Source organism: Rhizobium cauense, from assembly GCF_019511525.1.
GTDB classification, from domain to species: Bacteria; Pseudomonadota; Alphaproteobacteria; order Rhizobiales; family Rhizobiaceae; genus Rhizobium; species Rhizobium cauense.
This window is the reverse complement of sequence record NZ_JAEUAT010000009.1, coordinates 196926-221217: the sequence shown is the minus strand read 5'-3', so window position 1 is coordinate 221217 and position 24292 is coordinate 196926. Positions and strand designations below refer to the sequence as shown.

Sequence of the window (24292 nt, the reverse complement as noted above, 5' to 3'; positions counted from 1 at the left end):
TGACCATAATGGTGGATGTCGAAGGTTCATTGGTCATCACTAACGGCTGGCCCTCCTGAAGTATGCGCCAGCGCTTCCCTCCCTGAGAATTTCCGTCTCAACTGAGATGTTATCTCGACTTGGGCGCTCTCTATCCGCGCGTTCCGTCAGTTCACCGCCGCCAACGCAATGCCGTCGGCGACTTCCTCGCAGCGATCAGTCAGATTGGCGGTCGCGACGCGAAGATGACTGCTCGGTAAGACCGAGAATTTTGCGCCTGGATGAACGGCGATGCCCCTTGCCGCCATTGTAACCAGCGCAAATGGCTCCGACGATACCGGGATCCAGGCGCACAGCCCGCCGCCGTGGGCCGCCTCAATTCCGCGCTCGGCGAGCGCGTCGATAAGCGCCGCACGGCGCTTGACGTAGAGATCGCGCGCTTGGACGAGCGTCTCGTCCGTCGATGGATCGCGCAATAGCCAGGCAGCGGCCGATTGCAAGATGCGGCTCGTCCATCCGGCGCTGAAGGCGCGGATCTCGAATGTCGGCAAGAGCGAGGAATATGACGCCGCCGAAATGTCCTTCAGTCACGCAAGAATGTCCGCTGCTGGTGGCGCTGTGACAACATCATCACTTTTTTGATTTTGTTACCTTGATGGGTTGCAGAAGCGAATAACGCTGCTAACTTTTGCGCTCACTCCAAGGGAGATCCACAATGAAGACCATCATGTCCAGAAAAGCCGCACTTCGTCTGCAACAGGACATGATCGTTCATGCATTCAAAATCCTCCAACGAAGCCAAAAGCGCACCGAATAGCTCTAGTCGCTTCCTTCCCAACTTCGTCTTCCGCACTGCAGCCCATCCAGCTGCAGAGGACAAAGCGCGCGCCAGGTTCCGGCGTTTTGTCTCCTATTACAGGCCGCATCTGCCGTTATTCGCTTCGGTAATGAGCGCTGCCGTGCTAATCGCAGCGGCCGCAATTGCCCTCCCGGTGACGACAAATGTCATCATATCGCGCATGCCCGACTTGATGCGCGCGCCAGATATGTTCGCGCAATTATTTAGCTTGGGTATCGTTATGCTTGCAGCCTTCGTGGTGCAGGCAATCGCCATCTATTTCGTGGACTATAAAGGCCATGTGATGGGAGCGCGCATTGAGGCGCAGGTGCGACGCGAACTGTTCGAGCATTGCCAAAAGCTCTCTTTCAGCTTTTACGACAGGCAACGCACGGGCCAGCTGATGAGCCGTATCAGCAACGACTCGCTCTGGCTCGGCGAGCTTTTCCATCACGGACCGGAGGACGCCACAATTGGCATCCTGAAGTTTGCCGGCGCCATGACATTGCTGGCCTGGATCGACCCGCTGATCGAAGCGGCAATCGCTGCAATGGTCCCGTTTGCCATTGCGTATGCGCTCTACTTCAACAATCGCATGAAGCTGGCGCTACACACCAGCAAGGAGCGAATTGCCGGCGTGAATGAGCGCGTTGAGGATGCGCTCGGCGGTATCCGCGTGGTCCAATCATTTGGCAATGACCGGGACGAACTGCGCCGCTTCGACGCTGAAAACCAACGCTTCCTGCAAAGCAGAAGGGACGGCTATCGCAGCGAGGCCATGCTGTGGTCGGGCATGGAAGGCTTTTACCAACTCGTCACAATAGCTGTGATCATTATTGGCGCGCTGCGGATTATTGCGGGTGATCTCACGGCGGGCAATCTGCTGACGGTGCTCATGACGATCGGTGTTCTGATGGACCCACTGCGGCGGCTCGATAACTTCATCCGGCTCTGGCAGGAGGGCTATACCGGCTTCACCCGCGCCATGGAATTGCTGGAGGAGGTGCCTGAAATTGCCAACCGGCCCGGTGCTTTACCTCTTGGGCCGGTGAAAGGCGAAATCGGCTTCGAGACAGTGAGCTTCCGATACGAAGCTGCAGGACCCATCGTGTTCAGCAACCTCTCCCTGACAATTCGTCCGGGCGAGTTCGTCGCCCTGGTCGGGCCGTCGGGCGTCGGCAAGAGCACTCTGTGCAGTCTCGTACCGCGCTTTTACGATGTGGAAGCGGGACGTGTCGCACTCGATGGAAGAGACGTTCGCAGCATTGAACTGGCCTCGTTGCGGCGCGCAGTGGGAATTGTGCAACAGGACGTCTATCTGTTCAGCGGCACGGTCTGGGAAAACCTGCTTTACGGTCGGCTCGATGCATCGAGGAATGAGATAGTTGCGGCTGCCAGGGCTGCCAATGCGCATGATTTTATCATGGCACTGCCCCAGGGTTACGACACCGATATCGGACAACGAGGTGTTAAGCTCTCCGGCGGGCAGAAACAACGACTGACCATTGCCCGGGCATTCTTGAAAAATCCGCCCGTTCTGATCTTCGATGAAGCCACCAGTGCGCTCGACAATGAGAGCGAACGCGCGGTCCAACAGGCGTTGTTGGACTTGGCGAAGGGACGGACAATGCTGGTCATTGCCCATCGCCTGTCCACCGTTCGGCACGCCGACCGCATATTGGTGCTGACGGAGCATGGCATTGTCGAGGATGGCACGCATGACGAGCTGATGGAGGCGGGTGGTGTTTATGCCGGCCTACATCAGGTTCAGGGCAGCGTTTAGATACAGAAGGGCCCGGTATGTTGCCGGGCCCTTGTTCATCCGCCGACTTTCTTAGGCGGACTTGCCAAGATGGACTGCATTGCGCCAGCGCGGATGGCCTCGCGTCGAGGGCCACCGTTGAGGTGCAAGATGGCGGCGCCAACCCTTGCCGCGCTATCAGCCGGTTGGAAGATGAGCGGCTTGTACCAATTCGGCTTTAAGGCGCGCCGTTTCCAGTCCGAGCTCTATGAACGTGCGCGCATGCTTTGCCAGCGCGATATTATCGTCCCAGAGATTTCTCCAGATCGCCGTCTTCAAAGACAGATCCTTGTCCACGATCGTCGTCGAGAAAGATTCAAAAGTTACAAAGTCATTCCACCCGATTGCAACGAGGGCATCGAAGATTGCTGCGAAATCGATATTGCCTGTACCGAGATAGCCGCGATGGCTTTCACCGATATGAACGTAGCCGATCTTGTCGGCGGCGTTGCGAATGGCGAGGCCGACATCCGCCTCCTCGATATTCATGTGGAAAGTATCCAGATGCAGGAAGACGTTCGAAGCCCCGGTATCCTTGATGTAGGCAAGCCCTTGTGCTGCCGTATTGAGCATATTGCTCTCAAAGCGGTTCACAATCTCGAGGTTGAGAGTAACGCCAGCGGCCTTGGCACGGTCGGCGACCTTCGAAAGCGTACTGACGCTTCTGTCCCACCCCTTGCGGGACAATGCATGCTCCTGCTTTCCATGAGCCGAACTCAATATGCCCGCAAGCTTTGTCCCACCAAGATCGCGGACCAGGGCCACTGCCCGGTCCAGAATGGCCTCTCCGTGCGAAACGACCGCCGGATCCTCGCTCGAAATATCACCGTCTGAAGGCAAGCCCATGCTCACGGCGACGTCCAGCCCCAACTCCCGGATACGAGATGCAAGCCATTTCACGTCGACCTGGTTTGGATCCAGGTAAGAAAACTCGACAAGCTTGAAGCCGAGTTCATGGGATCGCACGAGGGTTCTCTCCAGCTCGTCCCTGGACGAGCCGGCACTCCAGACGAACGAGTGGACGCCGATTTTGGACATGACAACGAATTCCTGATGTACTGCGGAAAATGCGGCCCGCCGCGCACGAAGGCAACGGCGGGCCCCTCGGGAGGAGACTTTAGCGAGCTGCCGTCCAGCCCTTATAGTCCTTGACGTTGTCTGCGGTGATCAGCTTTGGATCGAGCAGAACGGTGTCTTGAGCAGGCTTCTTTCCGTTGAGGACATCAACAGCCATCTTGAGTGAGTCACCTGCCATGACATATGGGTCCTGAGAGGCCGACGCCTTGATCATGGAGTTACCGCTGGCGAGCGACTTTTCGATATCGGGAGCGCCGTCAACAGCAGTGATGAAGAACTCGTTGCGGTTCAGCTGCTTGGCTGCCAGCTCCGCACCAATGCCCGTCGGGTCGTTAATCGCAAAGACCGCATCGATTTTGTCGAAACGGGTCAGAAGACCCTGCATGACTGCGAGACCACCGTCACGGGAACCCTGGCCATTCTGGTCGTCCGAAAGGATCTTGATATCAGGGCTCTTGCCGAGGACGTTCTTGCAACCCTGAACGCGGTCGAGGATGGACGAGGATGCTGGCCCGTTGATGATGATAACGTTGCCCTTGCCGCTGATCTTATCAACGATGTACTGGCACGCCTCCTCGCCTGCCTTGACGTTGTTGGTCATGACAGTGACATCCGCACCGGGGGCCGACACGTCGAATGCGGCGACGATCACGCCAGCGGCCTGAGCCTTCTTGACGGCAGGGGCTATCGCTTTCGCATCGACCGCGTTCAGCATGATGATGTCAACGCCTGCAGCAATGAAGCTGTCGATCTGCGAGACCTGCTTGTTGAGGTCGTAGTCGGCCGAGACCGAGGTCACTTGAACGTTCGGATTGATTTCCTTGGCTCGGTCTTCGATACCCTTGATTGTGGCGACAAAGAACGGGTTACCGAGCAGACCAACGGAAATACCGATCTTTTCCAGGTCCTTCGCGGCAGCTGGCATTGCAATCGATGCCGCGAGTGCGCTGGCTGCGAGCAGTTTCGAGATCATACGCATGCTTTCCTCCATTCAGCGCATCCTGCGCCCTGTTATCCGGTAACCCCGGTTCCTCCAGCTGCACTTTATGTGCGGCTAAGCCCTTTCAGCCGGTAGCGGTCGAGCGCAACGGCGACGATGATGACAAGTCCCTTGATGATGTACTGCCAGATGTCCGAGACACCGACGAGGATGAGGCCGTTGGACAGCACCGCGATAATGAGTGCGCCAATGAGCGTTCCCCAAATGGATCCGACGCCACCAACGAAGCTGGTGCCTCCGAGAATGACGGCCGCGATCGCATCAAGCTCGTAAGACTGGCCGAGCTGCAGACCATTGGCAGCATAGAGCCGCGCAGCCGACATCACACCGCCCAAACCGGCAAGGAGCCCGGACATCGAGTAAACGAAAAGCAGGACCAACGGCACCTTGATCCCCGTCAACCGCGCGGCCTCGACATTGCCGCCAACGGCGTAGATCCAGGTGCCCAATACGGTGCGCTTCAGGATGAACCATGAGACGAGGATCGTGGCGAGCGCGATGATCGCCAACCACGGCACACCGAAGAAACTACCGTTTCCGATGAAGTCGAACGGCAGGTCCGGATTGAAGACGGTGGTGTCGTTGCCAAGAAGGCGTGCAATCCCGCGCATTGCCGTGAGCGAGCCAAGTGTGACAATGAACGGCGGCAGCTTGAGCGCCGATATGATCGTACCGTTGACAACCCCACAGGCGAGGCCGACAGCGATCGCTGCGGGAATGCCGAGCATACCGACATCGGGCCAGAGAGAGACGATAACGCCGACCATCGCTGCCGCCGCAAGGATCGAACCGACCGAGAGGTCGATACCACCGGTGAGAATGACGAAAGTCATTCCCGCGGCCAGGACCGTATTGATCGATGCCTGTTGCATGACGATCGACAGGTTGTTGACGCTGAGAAAGCGGCCGCTCAAAAGATGGAAGCCAATGGCCAGGATGACGAGCACTGGCAGCATTCCGAGCGCAGTTAGCGTCGATCTGAACTTTGCCTTGTTGACGTTCGTCTGGTCCGTGGATGTCGCAGTCATGTTCTTGTCCCGTCTTCAGTGCTTTCCCGTTTCAGGCAACCTTTGATGCCGATCCGGTGGAGTAGGCCATGATGGCTTCCTGGCTTATTGGCTGATCCGGCGTCGCCAGGACCTCGCCAGCTATTTTGCCTTCGCGCATGACGAGGACACGGTCTGCAATGCCGAGGATCTCCGGCAGATCGCTGGAGATAACAACAATGGCGATCCCCATATGTGCGAGTTCGTCGATGATCCGGTAGATTTCAGACTTGGCACCGACGTCCACGCCGCGCGTCGGCTCGTCGAAAATGATGACCTTGGGCTTCGTCTCAAGCAGGCGCGCAATGAGTGCCTTCTGCTGGTTGCCGCCAGACAGTGCGCCGACATTGATGCTTGCGCTCAGCGTACGAATGGACAGCGACTTGATTGCGCGGGTCGCTCGCTCCTTTGCCGCTGCAAAATTCAGGACGCCGCCCCGACCTGCATCCTTGCCGATTACCCCGATGTTGATGTTTTCGTTGATCGTCATATCGAGGAAGAGACCGAGACCTTTCCGGTCTTCCGTCAGGTAGGCAATGCCAGCGTCCATCGCGTCTCGTGGCCCACCGATGGCCAGTTCATGTCCTTCGAGCGACACCGAACCTGACGTCTTGCGATCCGCGCCGAAGATAAGCCGCGCAAGCTCGGTTCGCCCGGATCCGACAAGGCCAGCAATGCCAAGCACCTCGCCAGCTTTGACATCGAACGAGCATTCATGAACACGGCGGCCATCACCCAAACCGCGAACCGAAAGGATTGTTTTTGCCGCCTGCTGCGGTGCCCGGTGTTCTTTTTTGTAGAAGGTAGAAAGATCTCGGCCGACCATCATCGATACAAGTTTCTCGGCGGAGAGATTCTCGCGTTCCAACGTACCGACGTAGGCGCTATCGCGAAGAACGCTGACGCGGTCGGCGAGCGCATAGATCTCCTCCATGCGGTGGCTGATGTAGATGATCGCAATCCCGCGTGCCTTCAGGCCGGCGATCACGTCGAACAGACGTTCGGTCTCCCGTGATGTCAACGAGGTGGTCGGCTCGTCCATGACGATGATCTTCGCGTTCGTCGTCAAAGCGCGCGCAATCTCCACCATCTGGCGTTCGCCAAGGGAAAGCGTCGCAACAAGCTGCGAGGGGCCAAACGAGATGCCCAATTGCTTCAGAATCGGTTCGACCCGAGCGCGGGCTTCAGCCTTGTCGACCACGCCGTAGCGAGACGGCTCGGCTCCAAGGAACATGTTCTGAGCGACTGTAAGATTGGGCGCGAGCGAGAGTTCCTGGTAGATAACGGAGATACCGTTTGCCTTGGCTTTTACAGGGTCTCCGGCAACGATTGGCTTTCCGTCAACCAGAACCGTTCCGCCAGGGTCTGCCGTATAGGCTCCAGAAAGAACCTTCATCAGGGTCGACTTGCCTGCGCCGTTCTCGCCCATCAAGGCGTGAACCTCACCTGGATAGACCGTGAGCGAGACGTTGGTGAGAGCCTTTGTGCTCGCAAACGTCTTGCTGATGTTGCGCATTTCGAGGACGGGTAAGCGGTTTTGTGGGGTTGCCGCACTCATGCGTGAAACTCCTTCCTCGGCTGTGCCAGCTCTGGCTGTTCTATTTCCGCCAATGCACACCACGCGTCGCAGTACGCCTCGAGCCCGAAAAGCTGCAGCGGTGCTGCCTCTTTCGTTTCATTTGCGAATGGCTTCTGACCCAATGTGTCAAATACGAGTGCCGCAGCTCCGAATGCGCTCCCCTCGGCCGTGGTGCTTGTAAAGATCGGCTGCAAGGGGCGAAGTTGAGCGAGTAGCCCCGCGAACAATCCCGTCTTGACGAGACCACCGTCGATGACGATCGGATTGGCGGATTGAATGAGGTCGAGGGAGAGATTGGTCATCATGACGACGTAGAGGAGTGCAGCGGCCGCGCGTTCCTCATCATCCACCAGAGGTCCTACGAAGCGACCCTCACGGCCTTGCATCGGGCCTCCAGGCGCAAATGAGGGCAACGCAAAGACGCCCTTGGCGATCACGCGTGAGACCGCGTCGAGACTTATGCCTTTGCTCCAGCCGCCGCTTGCAACGTCGTATTCCCTTCCCCCCATGAAACGGATCGTCGGTGCGGGCCTACCGTCAACGGTAACGTTGGCCAGCATGTCCCGATGCTCGTCGAGGGCTTCCAGTGGGCAAGCCGAATTGAAGATGATTACCCACGTTCCGGTGGACACGAGCGTGAAATCATCGAAGCCGAGCGAGCGGTAGAAATAGAGCGCCGAATTGCTATCGTGGACACCATTGTGGACCACGACAGACGCACTGCTACCCTCGCCAGGGGAAGCCTCCCAGCTACCGATTGCGGCCCCTGCCGGCTCGAATGCCGGCATCTTTTCGCGCCACTCCTGATGGTCGACCAGGCTGCTGAAGTCGCCACGCAAGGGAGCCCATAGATGCGAGTGGCAGCCTATGTAGGAAACCTCGGACGCCTTTTGCCCGGAAAACTTCCAGGACCAAAATTGTGGATATGGAAGGATGGCATCGGCGCGGTTAAAAACCTCCGGCTTGATCGCCTCCAGCCAAAGCATATGCCGCCCATAGTTGAAGCCGAGCGGAAGCCTGGGGGAGTAGGTCTCGTCGAAAGCCGGTACCAGCATGTCGATACGATCGGCGAGCAGCTGGGGAGGCTCCTGTTCGTAATCCAGGAGCGGGTGAACCAATTGATCGCGCTCGACCAGCGCAAACGTACACCCATGGCCGGAGAACATGACGTGCCCCACGGAGTGCTCAGCGACCGCCGTTGACAACGCCGCCGTCATCCACCCGAACAACGCCTCATCATCGAGCACACGCATGCTTTCGTGCTCGATCCAGCGAGGTTTTGTCCTGGTTTCCGACAGGATCGACCCATCAGCACCAAAGACGAACAGCTTTGAGTTGGTCTTGCCAAGGTCAAATACCGCGACCGCTTTTGAAGACGTCATCATTGCCCCCCGACCGTCGCGATCATGATGGTGATCCCGGCGTCCTCGAGCATCTTCGCTCCCGCATCGGTGAGGCCATCATCGATGACGATCGTACCGATCCGCGAAAGCGGAAGGACAACATTGCGTGGTTGGATCGACAGCTTCCTGCTATCGGCAAGCAGAACGATCTCATCAGCACAGGTGCTGAGCTCGCCGATCGCCTTGGTCAATAGCGGGTGCGACTCCAGAAGCCCTTCGCTGCTAATGCCCTGCGTTCCGAGAAAAAATCGCGACGCAAAGAAGTCGGGCGCCCCGGCAGAGGCGTCATGAATAATGCCGGGCTCCCGGTAGAGCACGCCGCCCGCCAGCGTCAGATTGCAGGTACCGTGTTCGCCAAGATAGGCCGCGAGCGGCATCGAATTGGTGTAAAGCCGGACGTTGCGACGCGCCAACTGCAAGCCGAGCTGGTAGCACGTCGATCCGGCATGCACGATGATTGAATCCCCGTCGCGAACCAGGCTTGCCGCCTTCTCAGCGATTGCCCGCTTTGCATCAACGGCGATGTGACTGTTTTCGTCATATGGCCGCGCAGATAAACGGCCGGGGGCAGACGATTCATTGGCGGAAATCCCGCCATAGACCTTACGGGCCACGCCGATCTCATCGAGCTTGTCAATGTCGCGCCGGATTGTCGCCGGCGAAACACCAAGTCGATTCTGCAAATCACGGACGGACGCGAATGGTCTTTCGCGAAGAATCTCCGTGATCAGACGATGGCGATCGGAATCGTTCAACTCAGTCCTCCATGACGCTTCTCCCTCAGCGTCTGTGACGAACTATAATCACAGCGTAGCGCTATGCGCAATGTGAAAGATCAATATTCTTCACAGTTGACGACGTTCGATCACATTAATAGGATCACGAAAGAGTTTACTCAGCCATTGACGCAGTCGGGTTGGGCCATGCCGCAGGAGGAGACCAAGGTGAAAAAGACTGACCCGAGAGGGACCGAGTTGTTCCGGGGCTTCCTGCATCTGTCGAGTGCGATCGGAAGCGACATCCTCAAGACACAAGGCGCTGGGGGCAATACGTCGATCAAGGACGGCGGGGTAATGTGGGTAAAGGCCTCGGGAACCTGGCTTTCGAAGGCCGAGGATCAGGACATCATGGTCCCCGTCGTCGTCGAACCGCTGGTAGCTGCGCTTCGTGAGGGCGACCCTCGGGCGGAGAAATCGACGGACTTTGTCGTCGCAGAGTTTAACTCCAGCGGACTCAGACCCTCTATCGAGACCAGTTTCCATGCCGCTCTGAAGAGCCCCGTGGTCGCGCACTATCACTGCGTGAACGCGATCGCCCTGGCCGTACTCAAGGACCGGGATGCGGAACTGACTGCGCGGATGAGTGGTGTTCAAGACCTCAAATGGGTGACCATTCCATACAGGCGTCCTGGTACACCCCTTGCCGCAGAGATAGAGAAAGTCGCCACATCCCGTCCGGACGTTCTTGTCCTTTTCAATCACGGCATAATCGTTTGCGGCGAGACCGTGGAGGAAGTGGAAAGCAAAATCTCGCGCGTGACGAAAGCCTTGTCTGTTACGCCGCGCGAGACGGCGACGCCTGATATCGCAGAACTCACGGCGATAGCCCAGGGATCGAGTTTTCACCCCGCCCAAGACTGTAGCAGCCATGCTGTCGCGCTTTCCCAGGCCAATCAGGCGATCGCTCTTGGCGGTTCCCTATATCCAGACCACGTCATATTCCTCGGAACGGAGATCGGCGTGCTTGGGGATGGGCAAACCGCGAAAGATTACGAAGCGGCTCTCTCCAGGGACGGTCGTGACGCGCCAAAGATGCTGCTCGTTCCAAACAAGGGCGTACTGCTGTCGAGTACGCTTACTGCGGGCGGAGAAGTCATGGCCCGTTGCCTGGCCGAGGTCGTCGGCCGCATTCCCGAAGGAAGGGCAGTTGCCTATCTATCAAAGGACGACGAGCACGAACTTACACATTGGGAGGCCGAGCAGTATCGCCAGGCTCTCGACCGCGGATCAGAGAGGCAGTCCGCGTGAACATCCAGGCCAGCAAAGCTGTCGCCATCGGCGTCGATATCGGCACGTCGGGCGCTCGAGCGTGCGCTGTTGACTGCGAAGGCAATCCGACCGCGTTTGCTGCAGCGCCATTCCTGTCGCCGGACGAACTAAGACAACCGCAGGCATGGTGGGCAAGGGTAAGCCAGGCGATCGAAACCGTCGCAGCGCAAACTGATCTCTCCGCAGTCGAAGGCATCGCTGTAGACGGCACGTCGGGGACCGTTCTTGCACTTGATGCGTCGAATGAGCCGACTGGATCAGTACTGATGTACAACGATCCCTGCCCCGATCCTCTGGTTGTTGCGCGCATTGCGGACAATGCGCCTGCAGGCGCTACGGCCATCGGCGCGAATTCTGGCCTTGCTCGTGCGATCCATCTTTCGAGTGACAGCGACGTCGATGCAGTCGTGCATCAGGCGGACTGGATCTTGATGAAGTTGGGCTGCCCGGGTCGCGTCAGCGATGAGAACAATGCGCTCAAGACGGGTTTCGACCTGAATACCGAAGAATGGCCGGATTGGCTCGAAGCGGCGGGGATGGACTTGTCCAAATTGCCGACAGTCCACCGCGCGGGCAAAAAGATAGCGCCAGCCATGGGCTACCTGCGTCAAATAGGCATTCCCCAGACGGCATGGTTTCACGCAGGCACGACGGATGGATGCGCCTCGTTCCTCGCGACTGGTGCATCGAGTAAAGGCGATGCCGTAACCGCGCTCGGTTCAACGATCGTTTTGAAACTGGCCTCGGACACCCCGATCAGCGCACCCGAATACGGCGTCTACTCGCACCGCGTCGGTGGGTTCTGGCTTGTCGGGGGCGCGTCGAACAGCGGGGGCAATGTCGTCAGGGCATTGATCGGGGATGACCGACTGGATGAACTTACGCTGAAGGTTGATCCAGATCGCAAGCTCGGCCTGGACCTCTATCCGCTGCTACGCCCAGGCGAGCGGTTTCCAATCAATGACCCAGACTACCTGCCTCGCCTCACTCCCCGGCCGACCGACGACAGTCTGTTCTTCCAGGCAATACTGGAAGGCATGACGGAAATTGAGCGCCTCGGCTATCAACGGCTGCGCGAACTCGGCTCGCCTTCATTGACAAGCCTTCGAACCGTCGGCGGCGGTTCCCGTAACCCCGCCTGGACAAAGATGAGGTCAAGGGCGATGAACCTTGAGATGCTGCCGGCGAAGTCTTTGGAGGCAGCTGTCGGAACTGCGGCACTTGTCGTAGCCCAACTGGACGACGACAATGCCTGATCCGCGACCGAGCACCCTTGCCCAACTGGCCCTGAAGTATGACGTTTTCTTTGTCGATCAGTTCGGCGTGCTCCGGGATGATACTGGGCCTTACGAGAATGCGATCGCCTCTTTGTCGCGGTTGAAATCGGCGGGGAAAACAATCGTCATCCTTTCAAATTCAGGACGAAGCGGTGAGTATAACTCCGAGCGGCTGGTCAAGCTTGGCTTTGCGGCCGACAGTTTCGACTTCTTCGTCACCTCGGGCGATGTGGCATACGAGATCCTTTCCGGTCCCTCCTCTCCCATCGCGCGAAATGCGCGGTGCCTGACGATCTCGAGCGGCGGCGACAGCAATCTTGCAGACCGCCTTGATCTGATTTCGACGGAAAACGCGTCAGATGCCGAGGTTGTCATTATCTCGGGCAGCGAAGCTGAACGGATTCCGATGGATGACTATCGCGAAATGATGCGGCCTGCTGCCGAGAGAGGGGTCCCTTGTTTCTGTACCAACCCCGATACTCACAAACTTCACGAGGGGGCGATAGCGCCGGGAGCGGGAAGCATTGCCCGGATCTATGAGGAAATGGGTGGTCCGGTGACATGGCTCGGGAAACCGCATCCCGAAATCTACGAGCATGCGCTGCGCCTTGCAGGCGTTACAGACCACCGCCACGTTGTCTGTATAGGCGACAGCATCGAGCACGACATCCTCGGGGCAAAGACAGCTGGACTGGATTCCGTCCTTGTCAGAACCGGAATACTGGCCGATGCCAGTGAAGAGAAACTCAAACGGTTGTTCGCCGACGTTCGTGCGACTGCGAGCTATTTGATCCCGGAATTTTCGTTCTAGGGTCGCCTGCCCTCCATCACGTTAGTACGCCCCTGAAAATGTGCTCGACGACCCCGCGCAGACTGAAGGGCGGGACCGCACGCCAGCGAGCTATCGAACGCTTCATCATCGGGATGAACTCAGTCCTTTGTGCGGTTGAACTTAGGAGCGAGCTTGCTTGCAAGCGCGGCAGGCTGCTCGGGCATCGGTCGATTTTGGCAGGGGCGTCTGAGCAGAAAGCGGCTCGCGCGCATCGTTGTTCCTTTCGCCCGCTTGACACCAAAAGAAAGTGACTTAATCTAATCGACGGATCACGATGCTCCTTGTGTGGAGGCAAGGAGCTCGCAACTGGATCCTGATCAGGGAGGAACTAGAGTGAGGAAAAAGGCAATTACGCTTGCGCTGGCTGCCGGCACGATTTTCACACTGCCACAGTTCAGCATCGCTCAAGACACCATCACAGGTGACATTGTCGGGAAACCCGATGCACCAAACAAGATGGTTTTCCGCATGACAACAGATGGCCCGCGCAACAACGAACCGGCGTACGCGCAGGGCTACAGTAAACTCTTCAATGACTTCATTGCTAAACGCCCCGATTGGCAAATCGAACTGCAAATGATGTCGGGCGACATCGGGCAGGAGCAGGCGCGCATGCTCGAGCAGGCAAAGTCAGGCTCGGCACCCGATTGCGCGGCCGTCGATTCCTTCGTGCTGCCGTTGTTCAAAAAAGCCGGTGTCCTGCAATCATTTAGTCCATACTTCAGCAAGGATGAGATCGGCCAACTTTTCCCCTTCATCCGCGACGGCATAACCGGGACCGACGGCAACATCTATGCATGGTGGTGGTCGACGGATTTGCGGGTCCTCTACCGCAACAAGGAAATCGTTCCGAATGCTCCTGAGACATGGGATGACCTGAAGAAAGCTGCTTTGTCTTCTGTCGAACAAGCCATGGAAGGTGTCCTGTTCAACGGTAGCCGTTATGAGGGAACGACCTTCGACTGGCTGGCAAATTTCTGGGCACAGGGCGGCAAGCTGGTTGACGACGAAGGCAAGCCCATCTTCGGCGAGGGCGAGAACCGCGAGAAGTTCATCAAGGCTGTCAATTACTACCGCGATCTGGTCGAATCCGGTGCAGCGCCAAAACGCGTGGCAACGATCGGCAACTACGACGACTTTAATGCGGCCGCTGCTGCCGGTACGACCGCGCTTTTTGTCGGCGGCAACTGGCAATATGCGCAATTGAAGACGGCGCTGGAACCGGATGAGTTCGCCAAGTGGACTTTCTCGCCCCTTCCCGGACCGAAGGCCGATCAGCGCTCGACGGGCACGGGTGGCTGGACCGTCGCAGCGTTCAGCAGGGATCCGGCCAAGGTCAAGGTCTGCGCCGATCTTGCACGCGAGGTCTACATGGGGCCGGCGAACGCTCTGCAGGAGCAGCTTCCGACACGTGCTGACCTCTATGACAAGTACGAGGTGTTTTCGAGCGAAGCGAACAAGACATTCGCCGCAGCCCTCAAGGTCGGCCAGGCACGCCCCGGAGCTCCGGTCTATCCTGAAGTCTCGAACCAGATCCAGATCATGATGGGCAAGGTGTTGACCGGCACACAACCGACGGAAGCTGCAGTCGACGAAGCCTTCAGTGCTTCTCTCAGCGCCTTCAAGCGGAGCTGAGGGATCGATCAGCGGCGCAGCGTCCCTCCTCTGCGCCGCTGTCCATGACTGGACGTCATCCTCCGAGAGCAATGGACCGGACTGATCGATGATGAATGCTAGCATTGCGGCCGAGCGCCCCCAAAGGCTTGGCGTTGGAATTTCACGCCGGCGCGGTCCATCACCCCTGCCCTGGCTCGTCCCACTCATATTCGTGCTGGGCGTCTTCTATCTTTACCCTCTGCTTGACGTGTTTCGCTTTGCCTTTACGAACATCTCGCTCGTTGGCACGGATGAGCGTTACACGCTGCAGACATTCATCCATACGCTGTCGAAGCCCGAACTCCTCCAGATACTCTGGGTCACCTTCGTGTTCACGGCATCCAGCGTCATCGCGCAACAGACACTCGGCTTCTTTATCGCCCAGGTCGTTGTGCGCAGTGAAAACCGCGGTCTGTTTGGTTCCACGATTGTACGCACCACGGCGCTGGTGGCGTGGGTCGTTCCGGGCATCGCAGGTGGCATCATCTGGAAGATGCTTTTCAACGAAGCGCCGTTCGGTGGCCTGAACAGCCTGCTGCGGATGGTTGGTGCGGCGCCTGTCCAGTGGCTTTCCGATCCCGACATGGTCATGTGGTCGGTGGTCATATCCAACGTCTGGCGCGGGACAGCCTTCTCGATGGTGGTGATGTACGCGGCCATCAAGGCGATCGACCCGGAACTCTACGAGGCAGCCGAGATGGACGGCGCCAATGCGCGACAGCGCATGTTCTACATCACTCTGCCGCAGCTTCGCACCGCGATCCTGGTCAACATGATCCTGATTACGATCCAGACGCTGAATACGTTCGACGCCATCATATCGCTGACAGGTGGGGGGCCTGGACGGGCGACCGAGGTCCTCTCGCTCTACACGTTCAATGTCGTGTTTCGGAACTACGACCTTGCAGCCGGCGCGGTGCTATCGATTCTCATGCTCGTCATCAGCCTGAGCCTTGCGCTCGTCTATGCGCGCTTCCTTCCAAGAGGAGAGCCGGTATGAGAAGTTCGCGAGAAGACCGGATTGGCGATCTCTTCAGCTACATCTTTCTGGCCGTGACGTTCCTGTTCTTTGCCTGGCCACTGCTCTGGCTTCTTTCATTGGCGCTGAGGACGCGCAAGGAGGTGTTTCTCGGCGTCAGCCGGTTCATTCCGAAGGCCCCAACCCTCGATAATTTTACCGCAATCCTGTCTTCTGACAAGTTTGCCGGATACCTCTGGAATGCCCTGATCCTCTCAACATCAAGCGCGATCGGCTGCCTGATTGTGGCGCTGCCGGCGGCCTACGCTTTCTCGCGCTTTCCATTTCGCGGGAAGGGTCCATGGATGATGGTCCTGCTTGCCTTCCAGATGATTTCGCCACTCGTCATCATGGTGCCACTCTATCGCTACATGGCGGCGATCGGATTGACGGATAGCCACTTCGGTGCGGCAATGGTCTACATCGCGCTTGCCGTACCGATGGTGACCTGGATTTTGAAGGGCTTCGTCGACGGTATCCCGCGCAGCCTTGACGAGGCTGCCCTCATAGACGGATGCAGTCACTTCGCAGTCTTCTGGCGTATCATATTGCCGTTATCAACACCGGGTATTGCCTCTGCCTTCATCATTACCGTGATTGCCGGCTGGTCGCAGTTCCTTGTTCCGTTTCTCCTCATCAGCAAGGAATCTCTCATGCCGATCGGTGTTGGGATTTTCCAGTATGCCGGGACACAGAACGATTCTTCCATCCAACTCCTCGCCGCGGCCTGCCTCGTATCGGTCGTTCCGGCAATTGTCGCCTTTCTTTCCCTTCAACGTCTCATCCTCGGCGCGATGACGGCTGGTGCCGTCAAGGGCTGATCATTTTTCAAATCGCAGGATATCATTATGACGCTCACCTTGATCCAACGCCTTGAACGCATCCGTGTCCGTTCCGCCGAACTCGAATATTGGCGATCGCGTGAAACGGTCCAGATCGACGGCTGGACATTTGACGGAGAAGCAATCGCCATGGGTGCGGCTTGGCCGCGCAGCAATGGGACCGTCCATTTCGCAGCGACGGCCAAACTTCCAGGTCATTGGCCGCTGGAGGAGGCTCGTCTTTCGCTCGATCTCGGCGGAGAAAGCCTGATCACGATTACCGATGAGGCGGGGAATGAAAAGAGGCTTGGTCTAGACCCCTATCATCGCGAATTCCGCCTGCCCTCCCGAACGGTCAGCATTGCGTCCGAGACGGTGGCGCGCCTGCCGTTCGGGGAGCCGGTGCGCGGCCCGAAACTGGAGCGCGCGGCGCTGATCTGGCTCGACGCGGCAGTCGACGATCTCTGGCTGCTTATGCGCCAGATCTGCGAGGCGGTCGACATTTTAGAGCAGCATGACGTTGTTCCTCATCTCCTTGATATCGCTGAGGATACGTTGCGCGGATTGGAATGGCCCTCGGCGACTGCCGCCTATGTGGCGCGTACCGCCCCAGCTCCGATGCAGCAGAAGATCTGGCAACTGCCGCCACTGGCGACCTCCCCTGAAGGACTAAACCAGGCCGAACGTGCAAGCGTGATCTCTGCCTACGAAAGCGCACTGACGCGGCTGAAGAAACTGCGCGAACGTTTTCCGCCGCAAGGTGAGATTGCGTTGACGGGACATGCGCATATCGATTTGGCCTGGCTCTGGCCATACGGTGAAACGAGGCGGAAGATGCGACGCACCTTCCACACCGCGCTTTCCCTCATGGAGCAGTCGTCGGATTTTCGCTTCAACCAGTCGACCGCCCACTATTACGCGCAAATTGCCGAGGACGATCCGGAACTTTTGGAGCGGATCATCGAGCGTGCCCGGGATGGTCAGTGGGAGACCGTGGGCGGCATGTGGGTAGAACCCGACACGAACATGCCGACCGGTGAAAGCCTCAGCCGACAAATTCTTTACGGGCAGCGCTACTTCGAAAAGACATTCGGTGTTCGCCATAGCGTTTGCTGGCTGCCCGATTGCTTCGGCTTCTCCGCTGCCCTTCCCCAGCTTTTGCGGCAGGGCGGAATGAACAGCTTCTTCACGATCAAGGTCAATTGGTCGGAGACAAACAAATTTCCGTCCGACCTCTTCTGGTGGGAGGGACTGGATGGAAGCCGGGTTCTTACACATACATTCGACAACCCGATGCAGGGCTACAACGGCTTTGTACGACCGGACTGCTTTGTGCCAACCTGGCGAAACTTCAAGGACAAGGACAAGCACACAACGACTTTGCTCGCGGTTGGCTACGGCGATGGTGGTGGTGGTGTCACACCAGAGATGATTGCACGCGAGGAACAATTGCGGGCATTCCCGGCGCTGCCCGAAGCCCGATGGACAAAGGTTCACGACTTCTTCAATGGCGCGCATGAGGCCGCCGAGGAGACGAGACTGGCCACGTGGCGTGGCGAGATCTATCTCGAGCTTCACCGTGCAACCTTGACCAGCCAGAGCGTTGTCAAGCGGCTGCATCGCAAGGCTGAGCGCAGCCTCATCACGGCCGAGACCCTGTTTGGACTGGCGCATCTGATGGGTGCAGAGAAACCAAGGTCGATGGAGCACCAGTGGCGCTTCGTCTTGAAGAACGAATTCCACGACATTTTGCCCGGCTCGTCGATCGCAGAAGTCTACGTCGATGCCGCCCAGGAACTCGAGGCTGTTATCTCGGCCGGCAAAACCGCGCAGACGAAGGCAATGGAAGCGATCGCGGCGCAGCTGCCGTCGGGCGCTGGCGACAATGTGCTGGTCGTCAATCCATCACTGTCGGCTCGACCGCTACAACTGACGCTCCCCGATGGACGGATGATCTCGTCAGATGCGGTGATCGCGCCGCTCGGAATCGCGGTCGTCGATCCAACCACGCTCGAGCCTGCATCAGGCCTTTCCGTCGGTCGCGAGCACCTTGAAAATGCCGTTCTCAAGGTAACCTTGGCGAAGAACGGTTCGATCGCAAGCATTGTGCACAAGCCAAGTGGCCGCGAAGCCCTTGAGGGTGGCGGCAACCGGCTTTTCGTTTATCCCGTAGACAAGCCGCGCAACTGGGATGCCTGGGATGTCGAGGAAGATTACGCCGCCCGCGGAGAGGAAATCACCGCACTCGACAGCCTCGAGGTTGTTGAAAATGGACCACACCGGGTTGCAATCCGGATCGTCAGAACCTGGCGGCATTCGCGCATTACGCAAATCCTGTCGCTTGGCGCCAATGCACGCCGTCTTGATATCGAAACCGTTCTCGACTGGCATGATCGCCGCGCCTTTCTGCGCACAGAAACGAGCGTGGCCGTTCGCAATGCACGCGCAACATGCGAATGTGCGTATGGGGTGGTCGAACGACCGACGCATTCGAATACCTCCTGGGATGCCGCGATGTTCGAGGCGCCTGCCCATCGGTTTGCGGACCTCTCCGAGCCAGGCTTCGGGGTTGCCATCCTGAACGACGCGAAGTATGGGCACAGCATGCGAGGCAATGTCCTTGGTCTTTCTCTGCTGCGTTCGCCTGTTTACCCCGACCCGCTTGCCGACGAAGGCGAGCAGACTTTCACCTATGCGCTGATGCCACACGAGGGCACCTGGTATGAGGGTGGAGTTCGGCAGGAGGCCGAAGATCTGAACCAACCCCTTCTGGCGTTGCCTGTTGCAGGGCTCGCTACGGGCAATTGGCAACCCCTTGGGACAAGTGGAATCGACGCAGCACTCTCGGCAGTAAAACCAGCCGAGGAAGGCGACGGGCTCATCGTGCGCGTCTATGAACCAGCAGGCCGCCGCGGTGCATTCGAATTGAAGCTTCCGGCCAATTGGCGCAACGAGGGAACGGTCAGCATCCTGGAAGAGCCGATGGCCGATACGCCACGGACCGGGCTGAAGCCCTTCGAGGTCAAAAGCTGGCGGATCTCAGTGGCTTGAACCGCGTGACGAAAAGGGGCCGCCATTGGCCCCTTTTCCTGCCGGATCCAATCACCTAGTGTCGCTTGGAGCTGGTTTGGGCGGGATGGGAGGAATGTAGAACGTGTTGGTATCGGGCTCGAACACGGAGCAGGCTGCCGCTGCGAACCGGGCCATGATCCTCTCCGCGATCCATCGTGGGGGGCCAATCTCGCGCACGGAGCTCGCCGAGCAATCGAGACTCACCAAACAGGCTGTGACGCGGATTGTTGAGCGGCTACTTGATGAAGGCCTGGTTATGGAGGCACGGCGCCGACATGGCTTGAGGGGACAGCCCGCCATAGAGCTGGAGATCGATCCGGACGGCGTGTTTGCGATCGGTGCGAACATCGATCGAGACCACCTGACAATTGTCGCCGTCGATGCTGTCGGCACGGTGCGAGGCCGCATTCACCATGAGCGTCGCTTTCTTTTGCCCGACGACTTCGTTCTTCTTATGGGCGACGCACTCTCGTCCTTTCGTCGTCGCAAAGTCATTCAGGAAAGTCGGCTAGCGGGCATAGGTCTTGCCATTCCAGACTGGCTCGGCGAAGTGCCGGTGATCGGGTTTCCCGAGGAATATCGGCGTTGGAACGGCTTCGATGTCCGAGGCGCGCTGGAGGCCCTCACCGACCATCCAATCTTCATCGACAACGATGCCAATGCCGCAGCACTCGGCGAGATAGAATATGGTCTTGGGACTGAGATCGACAGCTTCTTCTACATTCTCGCCAATGCGTGCCTCGGCGGCAGCCTGGTAATCGATGGCGTGCGGCATAAGGGGGCGAGTGGCATCGGGGGAGAAATCGGCTGGCTGCCTGTCGTCTTCGATGAGGGACCTCACGCCGGCACCACGCAGCCGCTAGGCGAAATGTTTTCGCTCTTCATCCTCCTCGACTATCTCCAGAGAAACGGGGTAAAGGCGACGACGCCTTTCGACCTTCTTGAGCTCGATGAAACTGGACGAAATCTGGTCAGTGGATGGTTGCGCAAGGTGAGCAAGAAGATAGCGCAAGCGGTCGTCAATATAGGGATGATCGTCGATCCCGAAGGCGTACTGATAGGTGGCCGTTTTCCGGCGCGCCTGATTGATGAACTTCTCCTCAATGTACACGAAGAAATCGTCCGCCTCGGCGCGCAGGCGCCGTCGCTACACAGGGCAGCAGGTTCGGAAGATGCGGCAGCCTTGGGCGCTGCGGCAATTCCTCTCGCCCATCGACTTGGCCTCCCGTCAGCGGAACCGGCGCAACGGATTCGCAACCCGCTCGGCGGACATCCGGCACACACGGGGGCCTTGGCGCCGGCTTAGCTTGTGACGGATGGCGAGTGCCTTACGCACGCGCATCCGGCAATGCCATGGTGTCCAGGGGGCGCAACGCAGCGCCAAGTACGGCGCCGGCCCAGGGATATGTGGCGGCTCTGATCTGCTGAATCCATGGAGCAATGACAAGGTCGCGGATCTTGTCATCGCGTTCGCGTGACATGCGGCTGACCACGGCATGCAAGACGTCGTCCGGTAAAGAGCCGCCGATGAGGATGGCGCCCGGTGCTATAAAGCCGGAAACGGCAAGTACGGCTTCGTGCAAGTGGCGAGCCGCTTTTTCGACCCAGCGATCCTTGTCTGCCAAGCTCGATTTCAGCGATTGCAAAGTTGCCACCTCGTTCAGGCTGGCACCATCGATGCCCGAGCGCATTTCGCCAATTTGCCCTGCCCGACCATGGTTGCCTCTAAACACCCTGCCTCCGATAAGAAGACCTGCACGAACCGAATAATCCGTGAGGATCATGACCATGCCGCCTTCGGTGTCTCCTATGCCAAGGGCACGTTCAGCTTCTATTGCGGCCTCGGTATCATCGAGAAAGAATAGCGCCTGGCCGTCCTTGCCAAGAACGGGCTCTATCTGCTCGCGATCCATGAAGGCGTCGGGGGATGTCGCGACACCACAGCCGACGATCTTCGCGAGGCCAACGGCTCGCTGAAGGTCTGCGACCACAGCAATGAGAGCGTCACGCGTTGCAAACGTCTTCTGTTGGACGATTGCGCCAGCGAGATCCATCAAGACCACTTCACCGTCGAGATTGCCAATCCTGACGCCTAGAGAATATCGTGCTTCACCACGCAATCCAAATGCAGCAGCCGTGTAGTGCGCGGTTGTTGAACGCTTTCGTTCGGTAACGAGTCCTGCTGTCTGAAGGCGTCGCACAATTCCCGTGATGGCCGGTTCAGTGAGGGCAAGCTCTCTGGAAAGTTCCTGACGGGTCATCGCGCCCCGGCGCCGGAGCAGCCTCAGGGTAATGCGGGAATTATGCTCGGCGATATCAATTGGGCTGATGCCCGGACGATCATCATGCGGCGGGCGCTGCCTGGCTGCGCCGGAGATTGAATGGCGTCGAGTTGTCTTCAAACAAGCGATATCCCATAGCCCTACTGCGCGCCTGATCGATCGCGCGCAGCAAATCCACCTATCGCCTAATTTTGACCTTGCATCAAGGACCAGGAACCGGCGTGCCGGCGACGAGATTGGCGGGCAGCTGATCTCGAAGCCAACGCGATGAAGAATGCCGGGACGTTTATGGAAAGTTTGGCCCGGTTTATGCGTCCGACCCGTGGTGCCGGAGAGACTGGCGTCCCGATCAGTAGCGGACCTTGCTACTCTCCAGCATTGGCCAAACGCGGGTTTGCACGCCGTTGATCTTCGTGCCGCCATATCCCAGCATTGGGGTGCCTGTCTCCAGAACATGGGCAGGGAAGTTCAAAGTCGGGGTTGATACTGCGTCCAGCCGGGCAACCTGGTCGTTACCGAGCTGGACATCCAAGGCAGCAAGGTTCTCGATGAACTGTTCCTTGCGGCGAGCTCCGACGAGAATGGAGCTGACAATCGGCTTTGCACGCAGCCACGCCAAGGCAACGGCTGCCGGACTAGCTTCGACTTCGGCGGCAATTTGGTGAAGGACGTCGATTACCTCGTAATCGGCTTCGGAGGGCACCCCGGTCAAGATAGCTCGGGCGGCATCCAAGGGCGCGCCTTGCGCTTTCTTGTATTTCCCGGAAAGGAAGCCGTTCTTCAGGGGGCTCCAAGGCATGATTGCCATATCCATAGACTGAGCCAGGGGGACGTGTTCCCCTTCGATCGTGCGCTCCAGAAGCGAGTATTCAAGCTGCAGTGCAATGACCGGCGTCCACCCACGGAAGTGTGACAGCACAGAAGCTTCGGCTGTCTTCCAAGCCGGAAGATCAGAGACGCCGATATAGCGAACCTTACCCGATCGAACGAGATCGTCCAGGGAGCGGAGCGTCTCCTCGATCGGAGCGTATTTGTCCCAGTTGTGCAGCCAATAGATGTCCAGGTAGTCTGTCTGTAGGCGACGGAGCGAGTCTTCAAGCTGATGGATCATGGCCTTGCGACCGGCCCCGCCGCCATTCGGATCACCCGGATGGAGGCTGGAGAAGAACTTGGTACCGAGGACCACACGATCGCGTTTCGATGGGCTACCGGCGAAGTAGTCGCCGATAATCTTCTCAGAATGTCCGTTCGTGTAGATGTTGGCGGTGTCGATGGAATTGCCACCTCGGTCCAGATAGTGAGCCAGGATCTCTGTGGAGTGCGCGGGATCGGTGCCCCAGCCCCAGTCCTCTCCGAAGGTCATCGTTCCGAGCGTCAGCGGGCTGACCCTCAAGGCCGAGCGGCCAAGGGTAACGAAAGAATCTAGTGACATATAGGCGCTCCGTATCTTCGATTTCGGTTCGCCTTGATTTAATGTCGCGCTGTCTTTTACGCGTAGACCATTGCTGCCATCTTATTGCACAAAACTGCCAATCGCCTTCATACCGGTATCTGACCATGCAGAAGCTTTCGCACATTGCCGAGTTGATCAAGAAGCACTCAGGACCGGATTACGTGACTGATGTGTTGCCGGGAGTTAGGCTACTAAAAAAGAGCTCCTTAACAGAGCCTCTCGGCGGCTTGGCCGTACCAACCTTTGCGGTGGTCGCACAGGGCAGCAAGTGCACAGTGATTGGCGACAGCGTTCACCACTATAATGCGGGCGAATACCTCGTCGTCTCTCTCGAGGTCCCCGTGAGCGCACACATCACGAAGGCTAGCGAAGAAGAACCATTCCTCGGCCTCGAAATGGCGCTGGATCCGACGGCGCTCGCTTCGCTTGCGTTGGAAACAAACCTCGCGCCAATCAAACACGATGCTCCCTCGAGCGCCGGCGTGGGCAGTGTATCGGACCTGTTGCTTGATCCGCTAGTCAGACTTCTATCCCTTTTGGACACGCCAACTGATGCCACGGCGCTCAGACCCGCTATCGAACGCGAACTGATGTGGCGACTCTTGAATGGCGCACATGCATCCATCGTCCGTCAAATCGGACTTGTTGGCACACCCCTGTCCCGGGTTGTGGATGCCATCGAGTGGCTCAAGCACAACTTCGCCGAACCCATACATGTCGAGGAACTGGCCGACCGGGCCGGCATGAGCGTAACGTCGTTCCACAGGCATTTCCGGCGCGCTACCTCGATGACCCCCATCCGCTATCAGAAACGCCTGAGGCTTATTCAAGCGCGCACGAAACTGATGTCAGAGCAGCGGAGTGTTGCATCCATTGGTTTTGAGATGGGCTACGAAAGCGCGTCTCAGTTCAACCGCGAATATCGGCGGGAGTTCGGGTCGTCTCCCGGGATCGATGCCGCTCGGTTCAGAACTTGAGTAGCCGATCGCCGTTGGATCGGCCTGGAATGAACAACACCCCTTGTGAGAGCGCGGTAGCTGACGCCCGATAAATAAACTCGCGTTCAGGCTCAGGATACCTCCTCTAACTCCGTCTGGCGGCTAGCTGAAT

General features: G+C 58.3%; 18 protein-coding genes and 1 pseudogene. 10 read left to right on the top strand and 9 right to left on the bottom strand.

Going from position 1 to position 24292, the window contains the following annotated elements; genetic code table 11:
* Positions 1–146: 146 nt before the first annotated feature.
* Positions 147–512: pseudogene (locus JNB88_RS18765) on the bottom strand (aminotransferase class I/II-fold pyridoxal phosphate-dependent enzyme); the annotation flags it as partial.
* A 240-nt stretch (positions 513–752) separates the two neighbouring features.
* Between JNB88_RS18765 and JNB88_RS18760 the strand changes: the two are divergent.
* Entirely contained in the window at positions 753–2600 is a 1848-nt protein-coding gene (locus tag JNB88_RS18760) for an ABC transporter ATP-binding protein (RefSeq protein WP_220356753.1), read from the top strand.
* A gap of 156 nt (positions 2601–2756) precedes the next feature.
* Here JNB88_RS18760 and JNB88_RS18755 read toward each other — a convergent pair whose 3' ends face one another.
* The 6 genes from JNB88_RS18755 to JNB88_RS18730 all read right to left on the bottom strand — a co-directional run bounded on the left by JNB88_RS18755 (position 2757) and on the right by JNB88_RS18730 (position 9478).
* Positions 2757–3656, bottom strand: a complete 900-nt coding sequence (locus tag JNB88_RS18755; protein ID WP_220356752.1) for a sugar phosphate isomerase/epimerase family protein — start codon at positions 3654–3656, stop codon at positions 2757–2759.
* 79 nt (positions 3657–3735) lie between these two features.
* A complete protein-coding gene (locus JNB88_RS18750; RefSeq protein WP_220356751.1) occupies positions 3736–4674 on the bottom strand; it encodes an ABC transporter substrate-binding protein in 939 nt (312 codons plus the stop codon).
* Positions 4675–4739: 65 nt separating this feature from the next.
* Positions 4740–5723, bottom strand: coding sequence for an ABC transporter permease subunit (locus tag JNB88_RS18745; protein ID WP_220356750.1), 984 nt, complete (start codon positions 5721–5723; stop codon positions 4740–4742).
* 31 nt (positions 5724–5754) lie between these two features.
* The gene (locus JNB88_RS18740) at positions 5755–7299 is read right to left on the bottom strand and encodes a sugar ABC transporter ATP-binding protein (protein ID WP_220356749.1); all 1545 of its coding nucleotides are present in this window, start codon (positions 7297–7299) and stop codon (positions 5755–5757) included.
* Complete coding sequence (locus tag JNB88_RS18735; protein WP_220356748.1) at positions 7296–8702, bottom strand: FGGY-family carbohydrate kinase; 1407 nt, start codon at positions 8700–8702, stop codon at positions 7296–7298. Before JNB88_RS18735 ends, JNB88_RS18740 begins: the two co-directional genes overlap by 4 nt.
* A complete protein-coding gene (locus JNB88_RS18730; protein ID WP_220356747.1) occupies positions 8702–9478 on the bottom strand; it encodes a DeoR/GlpR family DNA-binding transcription regulator in 777 nt (258 codons plus the stop codon). Before JNB88_RS18730 ends, JNB88_RS18735 begins: the two co-directional genes overlap by 1 nt.
* Positions 9479–9667: 189 nt before the next feature.
* Between JNB88_RS18730 and JNB88_RS18725 the strand changes: the two genes are divergently transcribed.
* The 8 genes from JNB88_RS18725 to JNB88_RS18690 all read left to right on the top strand — a co-directional run bounded on the left by JNB88_RS18725 (position 9668) and on the right by JNB88_RS18690 (position 20753).
* Entirely contained in the window at positions 9668–10750 is a 1083-nt protein-coding gene (locus JNB88_RS18725) for a class II aldolase/adducin family protein (RefSeq protein WP_220356746.1), read from the top strand.
* Positions 10747–12027 carry an FGGY-family carbohydrate kinase gene (locus JNB88_RS18720; protein ID WP_220356745.1) on the top strand — a complete coding sequence of 427 codons (1281 nt, stop codon included), beginning with the start codon at positions 10747–10749 and terminating at the stop codon, positions 12025–12027. Before JNB88_RS18725 ends, JNB88_RS18720 begins: the two co-directional genes overlap by 4 nt.
* Positions 12020–12859: a TIGR01459 family HAD-type hydrolase gene (locus tag JNB88_RS18715; RefSeq protein ID WP_220356744.1), complete on the top strand. Its 840-nt coding sequence runs from the start codon at positions 12020–12022 to the stop codon at positions 12857–12859. Before JNB88_RS18720 ends, JNB88_RS18715 begins: the two co-directional genes overlap by 8 nt.
* Positions 12860–13213: 354 nt before the next feature.
* Positions 13214–14515, top strand: a complete 1302-nt coding sequence (locus JNB88_RS18710; protein ID WP_420832197.1) for an extracellular solute-binding protein — start codon at positions 13214–13216, stop codon at positions 14513–14515.
* A gap of 88 nt (positions 14516–14603) precedes the next feature.
* Entirely contained in the window at positions 14604–15536 is a 933-nt protein-coding gene (locus tag JNB88_RS18705; protein ID WP_223217248.1) for a carbohydrate ABC transporter permease, read from the top strand.
* Positions 15533–16375: a carbohydrate ABC transporter permease gene (locus JNB88_RS18700; RefSeq protein WP_037134977.1), complete on the top strand. Its 843-nt coding sequence runs from the start codon at positions 15533–15535 to the stop codon at positions 16373–16375. Before JNB88_RS18705 ends, JNB88_RS18700 begins: the two co-directional genes overlap by 4 nt.
* Positions 16376–16402: 27 nt before the next feature.
* On the top strand, positions 16403–19426 hold the full coding sequence (locus JNB88_RS18695; protein WP_220356743.1) for an alpha-mannosidase: 3024 nt from the start codon (positions 16403–16405) through the stop codon (positions 19424–19426).
* 154 nt (positions 19427–19580) lie between these two features.
* Complete coding sequence (locus tag JNB88_RS18690) at positions 19581–20753, top strand: ROK family transcriptional regulator (protein WP_223217255.1); 1173 nt, start codon at positions 19581–19583, stop codon at positions 20751–20753.
* Between the two features lie 22 nt (positions 20754–20775).
* Here JNB88_RS18690 and JNB88_RS18685 read toward each other — a convergent pair whose 3' ends face one another.
* A complete protein-coding gene (locus JNB88_RS18685; RefSeq protein WP_220356741.1) occupies positions 20776–21849 on the bottom strand; it encodes an ROK family transcriptional regulator in 1074 nt (357 codons plus the stop codon).
* A gap of 229 nt (positions 21850–22078) precedes the next feature.
* Complete coding sequence (locus JNB88_RS18680) at positions 22079–23161, bottom strand: aldo/keto reductase (protein WP_220356740.1); 1083 nt, start codon at positions 23159–23161, stop codon at positions 22079–22081.
* Between the two features lie 152 nt (positions 23162–23313).
* Between JNB88_RS18680 and JNB88_RS18675 the strand changes: the two genes are divergently transcribed.
* Positions 23314–24159, top strand: a complete 846-nt coding sequence (locus JNB88_RS18675) for an AraC family transcriptional regulator (RefSeq protein ID WP_220356739.1) — start codon at positions 23314–23316, stop codon at positions 24157–24159.
* The last annotated feature ends 133 nt before the right edge of the window (positions 24160–24292 follow it).

Excerpts from the sequence above, each read along its gene's own strand:
- JNB88_RS18735 (WP_220356748.1), bottom strand. The coding sequence starts at position 8,702 with ATGACGTCTTCAAAAGCGGTCGCGGTATTTGACCTTGGCAAGACCAAC.
- JNB88_RS18750 (WP_220356751.1), bottom strand. The coding sequence starts at position 4,674 with ATGCGTATGATCTCGAAACTGCTCGCAGCCAGCGCACTCGCGGCATCG.
- JNB88_RS18755 (WP_220356752.1), bottom strand. The coding sequence starts at position 3,656 with ATGTCCAAAATCGGCGTCCACTCGTTCGTCTGGAGTGCCGGCTCGTCC.
- JNB88_RS18705 (WP_223217248.1), top strand. The coding sequence starts at position 14,604 with ATGATGAATGCTAGCATTGCGGCCGAGCGCCCCCAAAGGCTTGGCGTT.
- JNB88_RS18740 (WP_220356749.1), bottom strand. The coding sequence starts at position 7,299 with ATGAGTGCGGCAACCCCACAAAACCGCTTACCCGTCCTCGAAATGCGC.
- JNB88_RS18760 (WP_220356753.1), top strand. The coding sequence starts at position 753 with ATGCATTCAAAATCCTCCAACGAAGCCAAAAGCGCACCGAATAGCTCT.
- JNB88_RS18745 (WP_220356750.1), bottom strand. The coding sequence starts at position 5,723 with ATGACTGCGACATCCACGGACCAGACGAACGTCAACAAGGCAAAGTTC.
- JNB88_RS18715 (WP_220356744.1), top strand. The coding sequence starts at position 12,020 with ATGCCTGATCCGCGACCGAGCACCCTTGCCCAACTGGCCCTGAAGTAT.
- JNB88_RS18700 (WP_037134977.1), top strand. The coding sequence starts at position 15,533 with ATGAGAAGTTCGCGAGAAGACCGGATTGGCGATCTCTTCAGCTACATC.
- JNB88_RS18695 (WP_220356743.1), top strand. The coding sequence starts at position 16,403 with ATGACGCTCACCTTGATCCAACGCCTTGAACGCATCCGTGTCCGTTCC.
- JNB88_RS18680 (WP_220356740.1), bottom strand. The coding sequence starts at position 23,161 with ATGTCACTAGATTCTTTCGTTACCCTTGGCCGCTCGGCCTTGAGGGTC.
- JNB88_RS18690 (WP_223217255.1), top strand. The coding sequence starts at position 19,581 with ATGATCCTCTCCGCGATCCATCGTGGGGGGCCAATCTCGCGCACGGAG.